The 17,649-nt window shown below is 71.9% G+C and carries 17 protein-coding genes; 2 read left to right on the plus strand and 15 right to left on the minus strand.

What is annotated here, in order from left to right:
- Positions 1 to 2: 2 nt before the first annotated feature.
- From lepB to proS, 8 genes are all read right to left on the minus strand, one after another.
- Positions 3 to 824: a signal peptidase I gene (gene lepB / locus BS80_RS14900; protein WP_035797731.1), complete on the minus strand. Its 822-nt coding sequence runs from the start codon at positions 822 to 824 to the stop codon at positions 3 to 5.
- A gap of 64 nt (positions 825 to 888) precedes the next feature.
- Positions 889 to 1,239, minus strand: a complete 351-nt coding sequence (rplS, locus tag BS80_RS14905; RefSeq protein ID WP_035797732.1) for a 50S ribosomal protein L19 — start codon at positions 1,237 to 1,239, stop codon at positions 889 to 891.
- Between the two features lie 153 nt (positions 1,240 to 1,392).
- Entirely contained in the window at positions 1,393 to 2,211 is an 819-nt protein-coding gene (trmD, locus tag BS80_RS14910) for a tRNA (guanosine(37)-N1)-methyltransferase TrmD (protein ID WP_035801234.1), read from the minus strand.
- Between the two features lie 14 nt (positions 2,212 to 2,225).
- On the minus strand, positions 2,226 to 2,795 hold the full coding sequence (gene rimM / locus BS80_RS14915; protein ID WP_035797733.1) for a ribosome maturation factor RimM: 570 nt from the start codon (positions 2,793 to 2,795) through the stop codon (positions 2,226 to 2,228).
- A gap of 145 nt (positions 2,796 to 2,940) precedes the next feature.
- Positions 2,941 to 3,180, minus strand: a complete 240-nt coding sequence (locus tag BS80_RS14920; RefSeq protein WP_030306741.1) for an RNA-binding protein — start codon at positions 3,178 to 3,180, stop codon at positions 2,941 to 2,943.
- 2 nt (positions 3,181 to 3,182) lie between these two features.
- Positions 3,183 to 3,608 (minus strand): 30S ribosomal protein S16, encoded by a 426-nt coding sequence (gene rpsP, locus BS80_RS14925; RefSeq protein ID WP_035797735.1) that lies wholly within the window; start codon positions 3,606 to 3,608, stop codon positions 3,183 to 3,185.
- 194 nt (positions 3,609 to 3,802) lie between these two features.
- Positions 3,803 to 4,384 (minus strand): hypothetical protein, encoded by a 582-nt coding sequence (locus BS80_RS14930; RefSeq protein WP_035797737.1) that lies wholly within the window; start codon positions 4,382 to 4,384, stop codon positions 3,803 to 3,805.
- A gap of 317 nt (positions 4,385 to 4,701) precedes the next feature.
- Positions 4,702 to 6,114 carry a proline--tRNA ligase gene (gene proS, locus BS80_RS14935; RefSeq protein WP_035797738.1) on the minus strand — a complete coding sequence of 471 codons (1,413 nt, stop codon included), beginning with the start codon at positions 6,112 to 6,114 and terminating at the stop codon, positions 4,702 to 4,704.
- Positions 6,115 to 6,328: 214 nt separating this feature from the next.
- Between proS and BS80_RS14940 the strand changes: the two genes are divergently transcribed.
- Positions 6,329 to 7,129: a class I SAM-dependent methyltransferase gene (locus BS80_RS14940; protein WP_051966635.1), complete on the plus strand. Its 801-nt coding sequence runs from the start codon at positions 6,329 to 6,331 to the stop codon at positions 7,127 to 7,129.
- Between the two features lie 2 nt (positions 7,130 to 7,131).
- Here BS80_RS14940 and BS80_RS14945 read toward each other — a convergent pair whose 3' ends face one another.
- The 6 genes from BS80_RS14945 to nsdA form a co-directional block, all read right to left on the minus strand.
- Positions 7,132 to 7,653: a GNAT family N-acetyltransferase gene (locus tag BS80_RS14945; RefSeq protein ID WP_083975245.1), complete on the minus strand. Its 522-nt coding sequence runs from the start codon at positions 7,651 to 7,653 to the stop codon at positions 7,132 to 7,134.
- Between the two features lie 80 nt (positions 7,654 to 7,733).
- Positions 7,734 to 9,296: a signal recognition particle protein gene (ffh, locus tag BS80_RS14950; protein WP_035797743.1), complete on the minus strand. Its 1,563-nt coding sequence runs from the start codon at positions 9,294 to 9,296 to the stop codon at positions 7,734 to 7,736.
- An 89-nt stretch (positions 9,297 to 9,385) separates the two neighbouring features.
- On the minus strand, positions 9,386 to 11,815 hold the full coding sequence (locus tag BS80_RS14955) for a [protein-PII] uridylyltransferase (protein ID WP_035797744.1): 2,430 nt from the start codon (positions 11,813 to 11,815) through the stop codon (positions 9,386 to 9,388).
- Positions 11,816 to 11,920: 105 nt separating this feature from the next.
- Positions 11,921 to 12,259 (minus strand): P-II family nitrogen regulator, encoded by a 339-nt coding sequence (locus tag BS80_RS14960; RefSeq protein ID WP_035797746.1) that lies wholly within the window; start codon positions 12,257 to 12,259, stop codon positions 11,921 to 11,923.
- Positions 12,259 to 13,587 (minus strand): ammonium transporter, encoded by a 1,329-nt coding sequence (locus BS80_RS14965; RefSeq protein WP_035797747.1) that lies wholly within the window; start codon positions 13,585 to 13,587, stop codon positions 12,259 to 12,261. Before BS80_RS14965 ends, BS80_RS14960 begins: the two co-directional genes overlap by 1 nt.
- A gap of 239 nt (positions 13,588 to 13,826) precedes the next feature.
- Positions 13,827 to 15,281: a transcriptional repressor NsdA gene (nsdA, locus tag BS80_RS14970; protein ID WP_035797748.1), complete on the minus strand. Its 1,455-nt coding sequence runs from the start codon at positions 15,279 to 15,281 to the stop codon at positions 13,827 to 13,829.
- A gap of 356 nt (positions 15,282 to 15,637) precedes the next feature.
- Between nsdA and BS80_RS14975 the strand changes: the two genes are divergently transcribed.
- The gene (locus tag BS80_RS14975) at positions 15,638 to 16,330 is read left to right on the plus strand and encodes a bifunctional DNA primase/polymerase (RefSeq protein WP_035797750.1); all 693 of its coding nucleotides are present in this window, start codon (positions 15,638 to 15,640) and stop codon (positions 16,328 to 16,330) included.
- Positions 16,331 to 16,413: 83 nt separating this feature from the next.
- Here BS80_RS14975 and ftsY read toward each other — a convergent pair whose 3' ends face one another.
- On the minus strand, positions 16,414 to 17,616 hold the full coding sequence (ftsY, locus tag BS80_RS14980) for a signal recognition particle-docking protein FtsY (protein ID WP_035797751.1): 1,203 nt from the start codon (positions 17,614 to 17,616) through the stop codon (positions 16,414 to 16,416).
- Positions 17,617 to 17,649: the final 33 nt, after the last annotated feature.

The following is a 17,649-nucleotide window of genomic DNA, read 5'->3' on the forward strand; positions in this document are numbered from 1 at the left end:
GCCTACCCCTGGTCCCCATGACCACCGCTCCCCCCTGCGGAGGCGGAGGCGACGGCGGCGAAGCCGGCCGGGCGGTCCAGGCTCGTCCAGTGACCGACCGGGAAGACCACCCAGTCGGCCCGCCCGATCACCTTGCCGGTGGGCACGAAGCCACCACCCGGGTCGCCCAGGTGGTCCCGGGAGTCCCGGGAGTCGCTGCGGTGGTCGCCCATCATCCACAGCTCACCGGGCGGTACCACGATGTCGAAGCCGACGCTGGAGGGCGCGTCGCCGGGGAAGAGGTAGTCGGACTCGGTGAGCGGAACACCGTTGACGGTGAGCCGCTGGTCACCCACGTGGTAGGTCACCCGGTCGCCGCCGACGCCGATGACGCGCTTGACGAAGACCGAGCCGTCCGAGGCCGCCAGGCCGAGCGAGGCACCGACCTTGCTCAGCTCCGCGCCGATTCCGCTCGGTTCGTCGCCCTCGGGGAGGAAGGAGCCGGTGCCGTCGAAGACGACCACGTCACCGCGCTGGACCTGGCCGCCGAAGCGGTACGCCAGCTTGTCGACCACCAGCCGGTCGCCGGGCCGCAGGGCGTTCTCCATCGAGGCCGAGGGGACGACGAAGGGCTGGGCGACGAAGACGTTGACGAGCACCAGGATCAGCAGGCACGCGCCCACGAGGAGGAACAGGTCGCGGGTACGCCAGCCGCCCGGCTCGTCGGCGGCTTCAGCAACGTTTCCGGCGTCCTCGCCGGAAACGGCCGCGGACCGCGACGGCGTCCGCACACCCTCGGGTGCGGGACTGCCGTCGCGGTCCGCGATCGGTTCGTGCGTGCTCATCGGGGTGAGCTTAGCCGCCCCGGATGAGCATCCTGCACCCCCTGCCGAGGCGGGGGGCGACGGATCAGCGGTCGCGCTTCTCCTTGATCTTCGCGGCCTTGCCGCGCAGGTCACGCAGGTAGTACAGCTTGGCGCGACGCACGTCACCGCGGGTGACGACCTCGATCTTCTCGACGATCGGGGTGTGCACCGGGAAGGTACGCTCCACGCCGACGTTGAAGCTCACCTTGCGGACGGTGAAGGTCTCACCGATGCCCGAACCGTGGCGGCGGATCACGACGCCCTGGAAGACCTGGACACGGGAGCGGCTGCCCTCGATGACCCGGACGTGAACCTTCAGGGTGTCACCGGCGCGGAAGGCCGGAATGTCGGAACGCAGCGAGGCCGCGTCGACAGCAGCGAGCTTGTTGCTCATGTTGCTCTCCATCGCGGGCGCCACGGGCCGCCCACGGAAATTGATGCTGATGGGGTGCGCTGCGGGTCGCGTCGGCTGGCGGCAGACCCCCCGTGGCGGGGGTACCGGACCACTGGATCCCCTGCGGGGAGCCCAGCGACAGACAGCAGCCGCCTATTCTTCCACAGGATCGACCGTGGACCGAAATCGGCCCAGGTCCGCGTCCCACAGCAGGCCGAGGATGCTGAGCGCCTCGCGGTCCTTCTTGTCGAAGTCGCCGTTGCTCCAGCGCGCCACCAGGTCGGGGCGGTGTGCCAGGGTGCGGGCGAAGGCCTGCTCGCGGCGCCAGCGGGCGATCTTCCCGTGGTTGCCGCTGAGCAGCACCTCGGGGACCTCCCGGCCGCGCCACTCGGCGGGCTTCGTGTAGACCGGGCCCTCCAGCAGGTCGGCCATCGCGCCGGGGGCGAACGAGTCGTCGCGGTGCGACTCCGCATTGCCGAGCACGCCGGGCAGCAGCCGGGCGATCGCCTCGACCATCACCAGCACGGCGACCTCGCCACCGGCCAGCACGTAGTCGCCGATCGAGGCCTCGACCACCGGCATCCGGGTGGCGGCCTCGTCGATGACCCGGCGGTCGATGCCCTCGTAGCGGGCCGGCGCGAAGGCCAGCCAGGGACGGCCGGCCAGCTCCTGGGCGAGCTCCTGGGCGAACGGCACACCGCTGGGGGTGGGCACCACCAGGGTCGGGACGAGTCCGGGCGGTCCGTCGGCGAGCACCGCGTCGAGCGCGGCGCCCCACGGCTCCGGCTTCATCACCATGCCGGGCCCGCCGCCGTACGGGGTGTCGTCCACCGTGCGGTGCACGTCCGTGGTCCAGCCGCGCAGATCGTGCAGGCGCACGTCGAGCTGGCCGCGGGCGCGGGCCTTGCCGACCAGCGAGACGTTCAGCGGTTCCAGGTACTCGGGGAAGATGCTGACGACGTCGATCCGCATGCCGTGCTGCTCGGTCACTCGGATCCCTCGGCGTCGTCGTCCTCGGGGCCCTCGGTGCCGACGGTCTCGGCGTTCTCCGGGTCGATCAGGCCGCCGGGCGGGTCGATGACGACCCGCTGGTTCTCCAGGTCGACGGTCGGCACGATCTTCGAGACGAACGGGATCAGCACCTCGGTGCCGTCCGGCCGGATCACCGTGAGCAGGTCCTGGTACGGCAGGTGGACGACCTCGCTGAGCTCACCGACCGGCGTCCCGTCGAGCAGCACCACGTCCAGCCCGATCAGCTGGTGGTCGTAGTACTCCTCCGGGTCCTCCGGCATCTCCTCCGGGTCGACCTCGGCGATCAGGACGGTGTTGCGCAGCGCCTCCGCGGCGTTGCGGTCCTGCACCCCGGCGAAGCGCAGCAGCAGCCGACCGCTGTGCACCTTGCCCGACTCCACGGTCAGCGGGCCGGCCGAGGCGGGGTCGGTGAGCAGGACCGCGCCCGGGCCGAGCCGCAGCTCCGGCTCGTCCGTGCGGACCTCGACACTGACGTCCCCCTTGATGCCGTGGGCGCGGCCGATCCGGCCGACGACGAGCTGCACGGTGAGCACTCCTGAGCTTCGAGAGATTGGGCTACTGGGAAAAGCCTGGACCGCCCCGGGCGGCGATACGAGCCGGGAGCGGGAAAAGGACCGGCCGGGACGCGTACACGCGTCCCGGCCGGTCCCGAGCAGACGACGACAGTCGTCAGCGGATGCTGTCCACGTCGACCAGGTCGACACGGACGTTGCGTCCGCCGAGGGCGCCGACCACGGTGCGCAGAGCGCGCGCGGTCCGGCCGCCACGGCCGATCACCTTGCCGAGGTCATCGGGGTGAACCCGGACCTCGATGGTGTTGCCCCGGCGCAGGTTGCGCGAGCGCACCTGCACCTCGTCGGGGTGCTCGACGATGCCCTTCACCAGATGGTCCAGGGCGTCCTCGATCACGATCAGGCCTCGGTGGTCTCGGCGTCAGCCTCGACCTTGTCCGACTTCTTGGCCTTCGGGGTGATGGCAACACCGGTGGTGCTGTCCTCGAAGCCGGCGACGGCCTTCGCGAACAGGTGCGAGAAGTCCTCGACCTTGGGCTCGGCGACGAGCAGCGGGGCCGGGGCGGGCAGGCCCTTGTACTTCTGCCAGTCACCGGTCAGCTTGAGGATCGCGAGGACCGGCTCGGTCGGCTGGGCGCCGACGGACAGCCAGTACTGGGCGCGGTCGCTGTCGACCTCGATCTTCGAGGGGTTGTACGTCGGCTGGTAGATGCCGATCTCCTCGATCGCACGGCCGTCACGCTTGGTGCGCGAGTCGGCGATGACGATGCGGTAGTGAGGGGAGCGGATCTTACCGAGACGCTTGAGCTTGATCTTGACTGCCACGGGAGTGGGTTCTCCTGGAGTTGACGTGGGTGAGCGACCGCGCTCCTGCGTGGGGTTGCAGGGTCGGCCGTTCGAATGACACGCCAGCCGTAGGAGAGAGGGGTCCTGCTCGGCTGCCGGGTATCAGCTATCGATTGTGCCACATGACGCGCCTCTGCCCGACCGGGGCAGTGCCCCGGCCAGGGAGAGCGGCCTCACGTGATCTTGAACGGCTGCATGCAGGCGCCGCACACGATCGAGGCCTGCGCGAGCACCGACGGCACGACCCGGACGTTGCGGCCACAGCCGCAGACGGCCTTGACGCGGACGCCGCCGCCCGAGGAGCCGTGCCGGCCGGCCGGGCCGCGGAAGGCGCGCAGCACGCCGCCGTCCCCGGTGACGGCCTGCTGGTGGGCGCCGAGGGCGAGCTCCAGACGGTCGATGGTCATGGCGTAGCGCTCTTCGGTCTCGGCGAGCATCGTCACCTGGGAGAAGCCGCTGCTGGCATGCGGCTCGACCGGGTGCGCCAGGCCCAACTCGGAGGCGAGCAGCAGGAATCGGCGGTTGTGGTAGCGCCCGGCCCGGGAGGTGTCCCGGATGTCGCGGGCCGCGGCCAGACCGTGGGCGGCCTCGTGCAGCAGCCGCTCGAAACCGAGCTGGGTGCCGCAGGCCGAGGACGACTCACCGATCAGCGCCTCCGGGGAGGCGAGGTCCGGCAGGTCGTGATGGTAGGCCTGGATGTCGCTCCAGGCGGCGGCCAGTTCGGCCGCGAGGACGAGGGGCTGTGTCGTGCTCACGCTATGCCAACGAGGGAGTGCGTGCCGGTGTTCCATCCTTGGGCATTTACTGGGAATTCCCAGCGATTGCTCAGCTCTGTGTGACACTGCCGTTCTTGAGCGCGTGGAATCTGACGCAAGGCCAACCCCCTCAATGTCTGCAACCGTCGTTCCTCGCCGGGTCCGCCGTTCCCAGGGCACGCCGAATTCAGCGCTCCAGGCGTACGACCCGGGGCCCGGTCGACTTGACAGGGCCACGGGCCGTTTACCGTACCGCTAGTTCAGCCTGGCGGGGAGTTGACTGGTCAGTAGACCGGACAGCGTCACCCACTAGTTACTCAGTAGGCCCTGGCAACGATCGCGATGTTTCCCGATTGGTCGTCCGAAGCCGGAACGGAACCGTCTTCGGCAACAATGCAACGCACCGAGACACCCTGCTCCGCGAGCTTGGCCTCGCCCTGCGGACCGAGGTCGGCCCAGGAGATCCGGCCCCAGCCGGTGGCGGCGGCCTCGATCGCCTCGTCGATGGTGGCGACCTCCACCGTGCGGGACTCGCGGCGCTCGCGGGACTGCTTGAGCAGCAGCGCCTGGTCCTCCTCCAGGATGCCGGGCAGCAGGGCGGCGAGGCTGTCCACCGACACCGGCTCCTTGCCGCCGGGGATCCGGCGGGCCAGCATCGCGGTGCCGGCCTCCAGGTCGCGCGGGCCGACCTCGATCCGCACCGGAACGCCCTTGAGCTCCCAGTCCACGGCGCGCCGCCCGAACGGGGTGTCGGTGCGGTCGTCGACCACCACGCGGATGCCGACGGCCTCCAGCTGGGCGCCGATCTCGCGCACCTTGGCCAGCACCGCCTCGTCGCCCTTGATGGCCAGCACGACGGCCTGCACGGCCGCCAGCCGCGGCGGGACCCGCAGGCCGTTGTCGTCGCCGTGCGACATGATCAGGCCGCCGACCATCCGGGTGGAGACGCCCCAGGAGGTCTGCCAGACGTGCTCGCGCTCCGAGCCGTTGGACAGGAAGGTCGTGTTGAAGGCCTTGGCGAAGTTCTGGCCCAGCTCGTGGCTGGTGCCCATCTGCAGGGCCTTGCCGTCACCCATCATCGACTCGAGGGTGAGGGTGTTGATCGCGCCGGCGAAGCGCTCCTTGGCGGTCTTGCGGCCGAGCGTCACGTCGATGCCCAGCACGTTGGTCATGAAGTCGGCGTAGACCTCGGTGTGGATCCGCGAGGCGTAGGCGCGGGCGTCCTCGTACGTGGCGTGCGCGGTGTGCCCCTCCTGCCAGAGGAACTCGGTGGTGCGCAGGAAGACCCGCGGGCGCAGCTCCCAACGGACCACGTTGGCCCACTGGTTGATCAGCAGCGGCAGGTCGCGGTGGCTCTGCACCCACTTGGAGAAGTACTCGTTGATGATCGTCTCGGAGGTCGGCCGCACCACGACCGGCTCCTCGAGTTCCTTGCCGCCGCCGTGCGTAACCACCGCGAGCTCGGGGGCGAAGCCCTCGACGTGCTCGGCCTCGCGGGTCAGGTAGGACTGCGGGATGAACATCGGGAAGTAGGCGTTCTGCGCGCCTGCCTTCTTGATCCGAGCGTCCATCTCCTGCTGCATCCGCTCCCACAGGCCGTAGCCGTACGGTCGGATGACCATGGTGCCGCGGACCGGACCATTGTCGGCCAGTTCGGCCTTGTTGATCAGGTCCTGGTACCAGCGAGGGAAGTCGTCGGCCTGCGGGGTGAGAACGGGAGCCTTTGCCATGGTGCGAAGGGTACGGGGCGAGGCCGACCGACTGTGAATCGGCGGCGTGCGCGGAGAGCACGAGGAGAGCGCGAGGGGCGCACGACCGCCTTGTGCGGATACCCCCGTGCACCCCTCTGGACGCCGCGCCCGGGGCGTTGTTCGCTGGATGCGGGGCGGGACAGTTGGGGGGAGCATTCGCAGCACGTCCACGGACCGGATGGGAGGCCGCAGGATGGCTTCAGCGCAAGGCACGGCGACACGGTCGGAACGGGCCGACAGCAGCACACGGGCGCGGGACTGGGCCGAGATCCAGGAACGGATGCTCGTCCCGCTCTACGAGGCGGTCTACCAGCGGCTGGAGGTGGGGCCGGCCGGCAGCGTGCTCGGGATCGGCTGCCGCTCCGGGCTGGCGCTGCTGCTGGCCGCCGCCCGGGGCGCCCAGGTGGCCGGCCTGGAGTCGGCCCCCGAGCTGCGCGAGCTGGCCCGCGGCCGCCGGCTGCGGGTGCTCGCGGACGCCCTGCGCGAACCCGCCGACCCCGACAACCCCCGGACGGCCTACGCGCTGGTCACCGTCTTCGAGGAGCTGCACCGCGTCGAGGACCCGCAGCGGCTGGTCGCCGGCGCGGCCACCGCGGTGCTGCCCGGCGGGCACCTGGTGCTGGCCGGCTGGGGCCCGGCCGAGCGGTGCGAGAGCGCCGCCGTCCTGGAGGTCGCCCACCGGCGCAGCGCGCCGGTGCCGGACCGGGACCCGTTCGCGCTCAGCTCCCCGGGGGCGCTGGAGCAGTTGCTGGCCTGCGCCGGACTGCGGCCGGCCGGCAGCGGCCGGGTGAGCTGCCCGTTCGCCTACCCGGACCTGGACAGCGCGGTACGCGGCGTGCTCTCCACCGGCCTGTTCGACGCGGCGCTGGAGTACTCCGGCGAGGCGCTGGTGACCAAGGAGCTGGTCGAGGCGTTGCACCCGTTCGGCCGCACCGACGGCTCGGTGCGGATGGCCAACGTCTTCCGCTACGTGGTGGCCGAGCGGCCCCGCTAGCCTCAGGCCAGCGGGGTCCGCTCCTCTCGGGTGAGTGCGAAGCGCTCGTGGTCGCGCCAGGCACCGGACAGGAAGAGCATCCGCGGCGTGAAGCCCTCGTGCCGGAACCGCAGCCGCCGGGCCAGCGCCACCGAGCGCTCGTTGTCCGGCTGCACGTTGATCTCCAGCCGGTGCAGGCCCAGTCCGCCGGACGCCTGGTCGGCGAAACAGCGGTCGATCACCAGCTGCAGGCCCTCGGTCATCCGGCCGGTGCCGTTGAACGGGACGTAACTGTCGTAGCCGAGCGCGCCGTTGCAGAAACGACCCATCACGATGTTGGCCACGTTGCACTTGCCGGCCAGGCCACCGGTCTCCCGATCGATGATCAGAAAGGTGCGCAGCCCCTCCCCCTGACGCTGCAACAGCTCGGGCAGCCCGTCCGGCTCCACCGGGTTCCACTGGCCGATGTGCTCGGCGGAGCGCCGTACGGCCTCGGCGTACGGCCCGATGTCGGCGGGGCGGGGCTCTCGGATCGTCACTCGCATCATTCGAACATCATCGGGCATGCCGACGGCCCGCCACCGCGAGGGTGACGGGCCGTCAGGGTGAAGGGGCTGCTCAGAGGTCAGAGCAGGTCCTTGAACTCCTTGGGGAGCTCGAAGTCGGCCGGGCCCTTGCCCGCGCCGATGCCGAACGCCCCGCCGTCGGCCGGCGACTGCGCACCGGCCGGGCCCAGCGCCCTGCGCTCGGCGGCGGCCTGCTCCTCCTGCGCCCGCTTCAGCGGGTTGCCGGACTTCTTGCGGCCCTTGGCGGGCTGGGCCTTCTTGCCCGCCTTCTTGCCGCCGCCCATGCCCGGCATCCCCGGCATCCCGGGAATGCCCTTGCCGGAGGCCATCGCGGACATCATCTTGCGGGCGTCGAAGAACCGCTCGACCAGGTTGTTGACCTCGCCGACGCCGACACCCGAACCCTTGGCGATGCGCAGCCGCCGCGAGCCGTTGATGATCTTCGGGTCGGTCCGCTCGGCCGGGGTCATCGACTTGATGATCGCGCCGACGCGGTTGACGTCCTTGTCGTCGATGTTGTTGATCTGCTCGCGGATCTGGCCCATGCCCGGGAGCATGCCGAGCAGCTTGGAGATCGAGCCCATCTTCTGGACCTGCTCCAGCTGCGACAGGAAGTCGTCGAGCGTGAAGTCCTTGCCGCCGCCCTGCAGCTTGGCGGCCATCTTCTCGGCCTCGTCCTGCGAGAAGGTCTGCTCGGCCTTCTCGATGAGCGAGAGCATGTCGCCCATGCCCAGGATGCGCGAGGCCATCCGGTCCGGGTGGAAGGCGTCGAAGTCGCCGACCTTCTCGCCGTTGGAGGCGAACATGATCTGACGGCCGGTGACGTGGGCCACCGACAGCGCCGCGCCACCGCGGGCGTCGCCGTCCAGCTTGGAGAGCACCACGCCGGTGAAGTCGACGCCCTCGAGGAAGGCCTGGGCGGTGGTGACCGCGTCCTGGCCGATCATCGCGTCGACGACGAAGAGCACCTCGTCCGGGTCGACCGCGGCCCGGATGTCGGCGGCCTGCTGCATCAGCTCGGCGTCGATGCCCAGGCGGCCGGCGGTGTCGACGATGACGACGTCGTACTGCTTCTGCTTGGCGTACTCGATCGAGTCGCGGGCGACCTGGACCGGGTCGCCGACGCCGTTGCCGGGCTGCGGGCCGTAGAACGCCACCCCGGCGCGCTCGGCGACCACGCCGAGCTGGGTGACGGCGTTGGGGCGCTGGAGGTCGCAGGCGACCAGCAGCGGGGTGTGCTTCTGGCTCTTCAGCCAGTGGCCCAGCTTGCCCGCCAGGGTGGTCTTACCGGCACCCTGGAGGCCGGCGAGCATGATGACCGTCGGGCCGGTCTTGGCGTAGCGCAGTCGGCGGGTCTCGCCACCGAGGATGCTGATGAGCTCCTCGTTGACGATCTTGATGATCTGCTGGGCGGGGTTCAGTGCGCCCGAGACCTCGGAGCCCATCGCGCGGTCTTTGACCTGCTTGATGAAGGCCCGCACCACGGGGAGCGCGACATCGGCCTCCAGGAGGGCGATGCGGATCTCGCGGGCGGTGGCGTCGATGTCCGCCTCACTGAGGCGGCCCTTGCCCCGGAGGTTCTTGAACGTCGCTGCGAGGCGGTCGGAAAGAGTGTCGAACACGTCGGTCGCGGGTCCCTTGCGGCATCGGTATGAGTACGGTCGTCGCCCACCAGGGTATCCGGCCGCTCAAGCTGCGGTCTCCACCCCGGTCAGCCCAATGTCCGCTGCACCGCCGCGGCCACCTCGCGGGCGTGGTCGGGAGCCAGCGGCCGGCCGGCCGGGTCGGTGAGGTAGAAGGCGTCGACGGCGTCGGCGCCCAGCGTGGAGACGTGCGCGGTACGGACCCGGACGCCGGCCTCGTCCAGCGCCCGGCCGATCCGGTGCAGCAGGCCGGGGGCGTCGTGGGCGCGGACCTCCAGGACGGTCGCCGAGGCCGAGGCGCCGCCCGGCGCGATCGCGACCACCGGCGGCGGCGTGGAGATGCCGCGCCGGCGCGGCGCCGCGGCGTCACGCTCGGCCAGCCGCCGGGCGACCTCCAGCGAGCCGTCCAGGGCCCGCCGCAGGTCGGCGCGCAGGCGGGCCGCCTCGGGCAGCTCGCCGTACTCGGCGGCCACCGTCCAGGAGAGCAGCAGCACCGGGCCCGCGCCGATCGGGTCGAGCTCACGCAGGTGGAGCGAGCGGACGGCCAGCCGGTGCAGCGCGAGCACCCCGGCCACCGTGCCGAGCAGGCCGGGGCGGTCCGGGATCGCCAGGTCGAGCCGCACGCCCATCGGCTCGCCGGCCAGGCCGTCGTGCGCGGCCTCGGCACGCAGCGAGAGCGCCGGGCCGTCGGTGCGGGCCGCCTCGATGGCCAGCCGCTCGTCGTCGGCGGACGGCGCGACGGCGGGCGGCAGCGCCGGGTCACCGGCCAGCACCGCGGCCACCCGGTCGACCAGGCCGGCCACCAGCGAGGCCCGCCAGCTGCTCCAGGCGGCCGGGCCGGTCGCGGTGGCGTCCGCCTCGGTGAGCGCGTGCAGCAGCTCGAGGTGGCCCAGCGTGCCGACGGTCTTGGCGATCAGCTCGACGGTGGCCGGGTCGTCCGGATCGCGCCGGGTGGCCGTCTCGACCAGCGTCAGGTGATGGCGCACCAGCAGCGCCAGGCTCTCGGTGTCGTCCTGGTCGAAGCCCATCCGGGCGGCCACGTCGCGGACGATCACCTCGCCGGCCTCGGAGTGGTCGCCGGGCCAGCCCTTGCCGATGTCGTGCAGCAGCGCGGCGACCAGCAGCAGGTCCGGGCGGGCCACCCGGCGGGTCATCGCGGCCGCGCGCACCGCCGTCTCCACCAGGTGCCGGTCCACCGTCCAGACGTGCACGGCGTTGCGCTGCGGGCGGCACCGCACCCGCTCCCAGTCCGGCAGCAGCCGGGTGATCAGCCCCTCCGCCTCCAGCGCCTCCCAGACCGGTACGCCGGGCTCGCCCGCGCCGAGCAGGGTGATCAGCTGCTCGCGTGCCTCGTCCGGCCAGGGCACCGGCAGCGACTTGCTCTCGGCGGCCAGTCGGCGGACCGTCGCGTGGCCGACCACCAGGCCGGCCTGCGCCGCGGCGGCGGCCACCCGCAGGACGAGCACCGGGTCGTTCGCCGGGCGGGCGCCCAGCGCGAGCACCGCCTCGCCGTCCTGCTCCACCACGCCCTCGGCCAGCGGCCGGCGCGGCACGGCGCCCCGGGCGGACGCGGCGGCGCCACGGGCGGAGCCGCCGAACGGGAAGGCGAACGGGCGGCGCCCCTTGGCCGAGCGCGCCGCGAGCACCCGGTCGACCGCGCGCCAGGTCACCTCGCCCGCGTAGGAGATGGTCCGGGCGGCCTCGTAGATCTGCCGGAGCAGGGTGTCGGCGTCCAGTACGCCGAGCGCCGCGGCGACCTGGTCCTGCTCCTGCAGCGCGAGCCGCTCGGTGGCCCGTCCGGTGGTCAGATGCAGCGCGTCGCGGACGTCGGAGAGCCGCTGGACGGCGGCGGCCAGGCCGTCGCGCGGGGCGTCCGCGAGCCAGGAGGCGGCGATCGCGTCCAGGGCCACCGCGTCCCGCAGGCCGCCGCGGGCCTCCTTGAGGTCGGGCTCCAGCAGGAAGGCCAGCTCACCGTGGCGTTCGGCGCGGGCGCGCCCCAGCTCGCGCAGCTCGGGCAGCCGGTCGGCGGCGCCGGCCCGCCAGTCGGCCAGGATCGCGGAGCGCAGCGCGGCCGTGAGGTCGGCGTCCCCGGCGATGTGCCGGGCGTCCAGCAGGCCGAGCTGGGTCTTGAGGTCGGCGGCGGCGACCGTGCGCGCCTCGGTGAGGCTGCGGACCGAGTGGTCCAGCGCGACCCCGCTGTCCCACACCGGGTACCAGAGCCGTTCGGCGAGGGCGGCCACGTCGGCGCCGTCGTGCAGCAGCAGGACGTCCAGGTCGCTGCGCGGGGAGAGCGCGCCGCGCCCGTACCCGCCGACGGCGACCAGGGCGACGGGCGCGGACGGGCCGGCCTCCTCCAGCAGCGAGCCGAGCCAGCGGTCGGTCAGCCCGGCCAGCTCAGCCCGCCGCGCGGGGCCTGACAGGCCGGGCCGGGCGAGCAGTTCGGCCCGCTCCGCGGCGTGGCCGGCGGGCTGTGTCGAGTCGTCGGTGGTGGGGGTCACTGCGGGCTCTCCGTCCGTCGTACGGGCGGCCCGGGCCGCCGGAGAATGCCGTCGGCGGACCTGCGGATTCACCGGAATCCGCAGGTCCGCAGGGGGTTCGAAAAGCTAGAGCGCGTCGGGTCCGCGCTCGCCGGTGCGCACCCGGATGACGGTCTCGACCGGGACGCTCCAGACCTTGCCGTCACCGATCTTGCCGGTCCAGGCGGCCTTCACCAGGACGTCGAGCAGCTGGTCGGCGTCGGCGTCCTCGACCAGGACCTCTATCCGGATCTTGGGGACCAGGTCGACGGTGTACTCGGCTCCCCGGTAGACCTCGGTGTGTCCGCGCTGGCGGCCGTAGCCGCTGGCCTCGGTGACGGTCAGTCCGTCCACCCCGAAGGCCTGCAGGGCCTCCTTCACCGCGTCCAGGCGGTAGGGCTTGATCACGGCGGTGATGAGCTTCATCAGGCATCGACCTCGGTCTTGGTGGCGACGGGGGAACCGGTGGGGGCGTGGCTCGACAGGGCGCGGCTGAGGCTGGCACCCACCGTGCTGAAGTCGTACGCCGACTCGGCGTGTTCGACCTGGTCGATACCGGCCACCTCGACGTCCTCGGAGACCCGGAAGCCGATGGTCTTCTGGATCGCCTGGCCGAGCAACCAGGAGATCACGAAGGAGTAGACCGCGACCACGGCCACGCCCATCGCCTGCTTGCCGAGCTGCCCGGCGCCGCCGCCGTAGAAGAGACCCCGGGCGGTCTGGCCGACGTGGCCGGTGGCGAAGAACCCGATCAGCAGCGAGCCGATCGCACCGCCGACCGCGTGCACGCCCACCACGTCGAGCGAGTCGTCGAAGCCGAGGCGGTACTTGAGGCTGATCGCCGCGGCGCAGATCGCACCGGCGATCAGGCCGATGGCCAACGCGCCGAGCATGCTGACCGAGCCGCAGGCCGGTGTGATGGCGACCAGGCCGGCCACCGCGCCGGAGGCGGCGCCCAGCGAGGTGAAGGCGCCGTGCTTGATCCGCTCGAAGGCGAGCCAGCCGAGCATCGCGGCGCCGGTGGCGATCTGGGTGTTCATGAAGGCCATGCCGGCCAGGCCGTTGGCGGCCAGCGCCGAGCCGGCGTTGAAGCCGAACCAGCCGAACCAGAGCAGCCCGGAGCCGAGCATCACGAGCGGGAGGCTGTGCGGGCGCATCGGGTCCTTCTTGAAGCCGACCCGCTTGCCGAGCACCAGGCACAGCGCCAGGCCCGCCATACCGGCGTTGATGTGCACCGCGGTTCCGCCGGCGAAGTCGATCACGCCATTGCGGTCGCCGAGCCAGCCGCCGTGGCCGTTGTCGAAGAAGAACACCCAGTGCGCGACCGGGAAGTAGACGATGGTCACCCAGAGCGCCACGAACAGGCCCCAGGCGGCGAACTTCGCACGGTCCGCGATCGCACCGCTGATCAGAGCCGGGGTGATCACCGCGAACATCAGCTGGAAGGCGGAGAAGGCGGTGACCGGGATGCTGCCGGCCAGGTCGTTCATGCCGATCCCGCGCATCCCGACGTGGTCCAGGTTGCCGATCAGGCCGTGGAAGGCGTCGGTGCCGAAGCTCAGGCTGTATCCGTAGAGGACCCAGAGCACCGTCACGATGCCGAGCGCGATGAAGCTCATGACCAGCATGTTGAGGACGCTCTTGACCCTGACCATGCCGCCGTAGAAGAAGGCCAGGCCCGGGGTCATCAACATGACCAGGGCCGCACTGATGAGCACAAAGGCGGTATCGCCTGCGCTGAAGCCGTCCGGCATCGGCGTCTCCTCGTGAATGAAAGCCGCTCCACACCCGGGATCCCTGTCCCGTGCCACCCGGGGTGTCGGCGATGAAGAGGAGAGTGCCGAAGGCGGGTTTCGGCCAGTGCGGCTCGGTGTTTCGCAGCCGTGACGCTGACGACGCACACGTTACGAGTACGTGAACTTCAGCCGCGCCATGACAGGTGGTGAGGTACCGTGCCGCACTGTCGAACGGAGGCGATGCTTCCGGCCTGCTCTCAGACCGCCTCGAACTCCGGAATCTGGTCGACCACGAGCTCGGCCAGCCGGCTGACCGCGGGCACCGAGCGGTAGTCGGCGGTGGCGGCCGCGGAGGTCTTGCGGACCCGGGTGTTCAGCCGCTCGGAGCGCACCTTGCCCGCGATCTCGACCGCCTCCTCGGCGATCACCGCGGCCTGCTCCGGCTCCCCCTGCAGCAGGTGGACACTGGCCATCCCGACCAGGTTGAAGGCGTAGCTGCGGGTGTGGTTCTCCATGTCGGCGCGGAACAGGTCGACCGCGGTGGCCATCACCGGGGCGGCCATCGAGGCGTAGCGCGGGCTGCGGCTGGAGTGGTACGCCAGGTCGCGGAAGGAGTGCGCGTTCTCCGCGTAGAGCTCGGCCTTGGAGAAGAACCGCAGCCAGTCCGGGTCGTTGTCGATCGGCCCGCAGTCGGTGAAGGTGTCCTCCGCCAGCCGGACGGCCCGGGCGCACCGGTTGACCTCGCCGGTGTTGGAGTAGGCGCGCGCCTCCATCGCGTAGAGCAGCGCCTGCTGGCGCGGTGTGGCGGTGTCCCGACTGCCGTACTGCGCCAGGTGGATCAGCTCCAACGCGTCCTCGCCGCGGTTGAGGTGGATCATCTGGCGGCTCATGTCGGTGAGGATCAGCGCGCCGAACGGGCGGTCACCGGCCTCCTTGGCCGCGTGCAGCGCCAGCACGTAGTACTTCTGCGCGCTGGGGTGCATGCCGACGTCGTAGGACATCCAGCCCGCCAGGTGGGCGAGTTCGGCGGTGAGCCGGAACAGCCGCTGGGTGATGTGCGGCGGGTAGGTCTCCTGCAACAGGTCGGTGATCTCGTGGAGTTGGCCGACCACCGCCTTGCGCCGCAGCCCGCCGCCGTTCTGCGCGTCCCACTGGCGGAACATCACGGTGGTCTGCTCAAGCAGTTGGAGCTCCGGCTCGGAGAGCCGCCCGCTGAACGGCTCTCCGCCGTTGGCGGCGGCCAGGATCGGTGTCGGGCTGCCGCTGGGACCCGGGGTGAGCCAGCGCTGCATCGGCTCGATCAGCGCGGCGCCGGCCGTCAGGGCCAGCGAAGTCCCCAGGAAGCCGCGCCGGTTGAGCATCAGGTCGCTGCGCGAGTATTCGCTGATCAGCTGGACGGTCTGCGGACCGCTCCACGGCAGGTCGACCCCGCCGGCCACCGTGGAGACCGGGACCGCGGCCCGCAGGCCCAGGTCCTCGACGTCCACCACCGAGCCGAAGCGCTCCGAGAACAGGTCTGACATGATCTTCGGGATCGGCTCGCGCGGCTGCTCACCGTCCAGCCAGCGGCGCACCCTTGAGGTGTCGGTGCTGACGTGGTGCGCGCCGAGCTGGCGCGCCTTGCGGTTGACCTGCCTGGCAAGCTCTCCCTTGGACCAGCCACTGCGCGCGAACCACGCCGTCAACTTCTCGTTGGGCTGTTTGTCTGCCATCCGGATCCACCCCGTCCCGACCGGCCCCCGAAGGGGTCCTCACTCGTTCCGCCGCGCACCCGCCGCTGTGGTTCGCTCGCCGAACGTAACGCTGTTTGCGCCGTCCGGGGGATGGTTCATCGGGAAACGCCACCATTCGCCACCCCCGGGAGTGAACCGCGCAGGGGGCCCGCGCGCTTCACTGGAAGGCAGCCGGACCGGTGTTCGGCCCGATTCGAGCAGCCCGGGCCGCCGCCGATACTGGCAGCGCGTTCAGGCTGCCGCGCGCCGTCCGCGCACATCGCGCTCCGGACGCGAGAATTGACGGAACGTCACAGTCCCGTAACCGCCGGCAATCGAAACCTGTTGGGGGAGGCATGGACAACCTGTTCGGCGATCTACGGTTCGGCTCGCGCCGCCGTACCCGCGCCACCGCTTGCCAGGCGGCGGCGGAGTACGCCGGGCACTGGGGCTGGACGGTGGCCCTCGGGACCGCGTCCCGCGGCACCGGCTCCGCCCACTGCGCCTGTGCCCGCCCGCACTGCGCGGCGCCCGGTCTGCACCGGATCCGCGGGGCCGCCCCCCGCGAACTGCCGCCCGGCGCGGCCCCGCACGAGGTCAGAGCGCTCCTGGGGACCGACACCGAGGCCACCGTCCTGCTCCCGACCGGTCGCGCCTTCGACGTCCTCGACGTCCCCGAGGCGGCCGGCCTGCGGGCGCTGGTCCGGCTGGAGCGGATGGGCACCCAGGTCGGCCCGGTGCTCGCGGCGCCGACCGGCCGGCTGCTCTTCTTCGTCGCCCGCGGCACCGCCCCACTGCTGCCCGACCTGCTCTACCGGATGGGCTGGGACGACGCCGCCCTCGACCTGGTCTGCCACGGCGAGGGCGGCTATGTCGCCGCGCCGCCCACCGTGCTCGGCGCCCTCGGCCCGGTGCGCTGGCTGCGCCGCCCGTGCCGGGAGAGCGCTGCCCGGCCGCCGGAGGCCCGGCTGCTGCTCGGCACGCTGGCCTACGCCTGCCATCGCGGACGCGAGCGGGTGGCGGCCGAACCGGCCTGGCTCGCCTCCTGAACCGACCGGATCGAAGCTGCCAGTAGCGAGGGCCGCCTCCCGGTGGGGAAGCGGCCCTTTCGTGAGCGGTCGGTCTCGCGGGGTCAGTCCCCGATCAGCGCGTCCACGAAGGCGGCCGGCTCGAACGGCGCCAGGTCGTCCGCGCCCTCGCCCAGCCCGATCAGCTTGACCGGGACGCCCAGCTCACGCTGGACGGCGACCACGATGCCGCCCTTGGCGGTGCCGTCCAGCTTGGTCAGCACGATGCCGGTGATGTCCACCACCTCGGCGAACACCCGGGCCTGCACCAGGCCGTTCTGGCCGGTGGTGGCGTCCAGCACCAGCAGCACCTCGTCCACCGGGCCGTGCTTCTCGACGACCCGCTTGACCTTGCCCAGCTCGTCCATCAGGCCGGTCTTGGTGTGCAGGCGGCCGGCGGTGTCGATCAGGACGGTGTCGGCGCCCTCGGCGATGCCCTCCTTGACCGCGTCGAACGCGACCGAGGCCGGGTCGCCGCCCTCGGGACCGCGCACGGTGCGCGCACCGACCCGCTCTCCCCAGGTCTGCAGCTGGTCGGCGGCGGCGGCACGGAAGGTGTCGGCCGCGCCGAGCACCACCGTGCGGCCGTCGGCCACCAGGACCCGGCCGAGCTTGCCGGAGGTGGTGGTCTTGCCGACGCCGTTGACGCCGACCACCAGCAGGACGGCCGGGCGGCCGTCGGCGTGCTTGGCGGTCTTCAGCGAGCGGTCCGCGTCGGTGCCGATCAGCGCGACCAGCTCCTCGTGCAGCAGCGCGCGCAGCTCGGCCGGGGTACGGGTGCCGAGCACCTTGACCCGGGTGCGCAGCCGCTCGACCAGCTCCTGGGTGGGCGCCACGCCGACGTCCGCGACCAGCAGGGTCTCCTCGATCTCCTCCCAGGTGTCCTCGTCGAGGCGCTCGCGGGAGAGCAGCGTGAGCAGGCCCTTGCCCAACGAGTTCTGCGAGCGGGAGAGGCGCGAGCGCAGCCGGACCAGCCGGCCTGCGGTGGGTTCCGGGACATCCAGCGCCGGAGCCTGGGCGGCCTCCTCGACGGTCGCCTCGGGGGCCTGCGCGGCGGGGAGCTGGACCTCCTCGACGGTCTGGACCGGTTCCGCGCGGGGCGGCGCGGCCTCCTCGCCGACCTGGGGCTCGCTCGGGGTCGGCCGCGCGAGGGTCGCGGGAGCCGACTTCGGGGGAAGTTCCTTACGTCGTCTGCCGCTGACGACGAGGCCGGTGACCGCTCCGATGGCGATCACGGCGATGACTACGGCAAGGATCACGTATTCCATATCCAGACCAGTATCCGTGACGCGCAGCCGCAG

Source organism: Kitasatospora mediocidica KCTC 9733 (genome assembly GCF_000744225.1).
In the GTDB taxonomy this organism is placed as follows: Bacteria; Actinomycetota; Actinomycetes; order Streptomycetales; family Streptomycetaceae; genus Kitasatospora; species Kitasatospora mediocidica.

Bases quoted from the DNA above. Each gene is read 5' to 3' on its own strand.
- BS80_RS14975 (WP_035797750.1), top strand. From the start codon at position 15,638: ATGGACAACCTGTTCGGCGATCTACGGTTCGGCTCGCGCCGCCGTACC.
- ftsY (WP_035797751.1), bottom strand. From the start codon at position 17,616: ATGGAATACGTGATCCTTGCCGTAGTCATCGCCGTGATCGCCATCGGA.
- BS80_RS14960 (WP_035797746.1), bottom strand. From the start codon at position 12,259: ATGAAGCTCATCACCGCCGTGATCAAGCCCTACCGCCTGGACGCGGTG.
- nsdA (WP_035797748.1), bottom strand. From the start codon at position 15,281: ATGGCAGACAAACAGCCCAACGAGAAGTTGACGGCGTGGTTCGCGCGC.
- BS80_RS14965 (WP_035797747.1), bottom strand. From the start codon at position 13,587: ATGCCGGACGGCTTCAGCGCAGGCGATACCGCCTTTGTGCTCATCAGT.
- rplS (WP_035797732.1), bottom strand. From the start codon at position 1,239: ATGAGCAACAAGCTCGCTGCTGTCGACGCGGCCTCGCTGCGTTCCGAC.
- proS (WP_035797738.1), bottom strand. From the start codon at position 6,114: ATGGCAAAGGCTCCCGTTCTCACCCCGCAGGCCGACGACTTCCCTCGC.
- BS80_RS14940 (WP_051966635.1), top strand. From the start codon at position 6,329: ATGGCTTCAGCGCAAGGCACGGCGACACGGTCGGAACGGGCCGACAGC.
- trmD (WP_035801234.1), bottom strand. From the start codon at position 2,211: ATGCGGATCGACGTCGTCAGCATCTTCCCCGAGTACCTGGAACCGCTG.
- BS80_RS14945 (WP_083975245.1), bottom strand. From the start codon at position 7,653: ATGCGAGTGACGATCCGAGAGCCCCGCCCCGCCGACATCGGGCCGTAC.
- lepB (WP_035797731.1), bottom strand. From the start codon at position 824: ATGAGCACGCACGAACCGATCGCGGACCGCGACGGCAGTCCCGCACCC.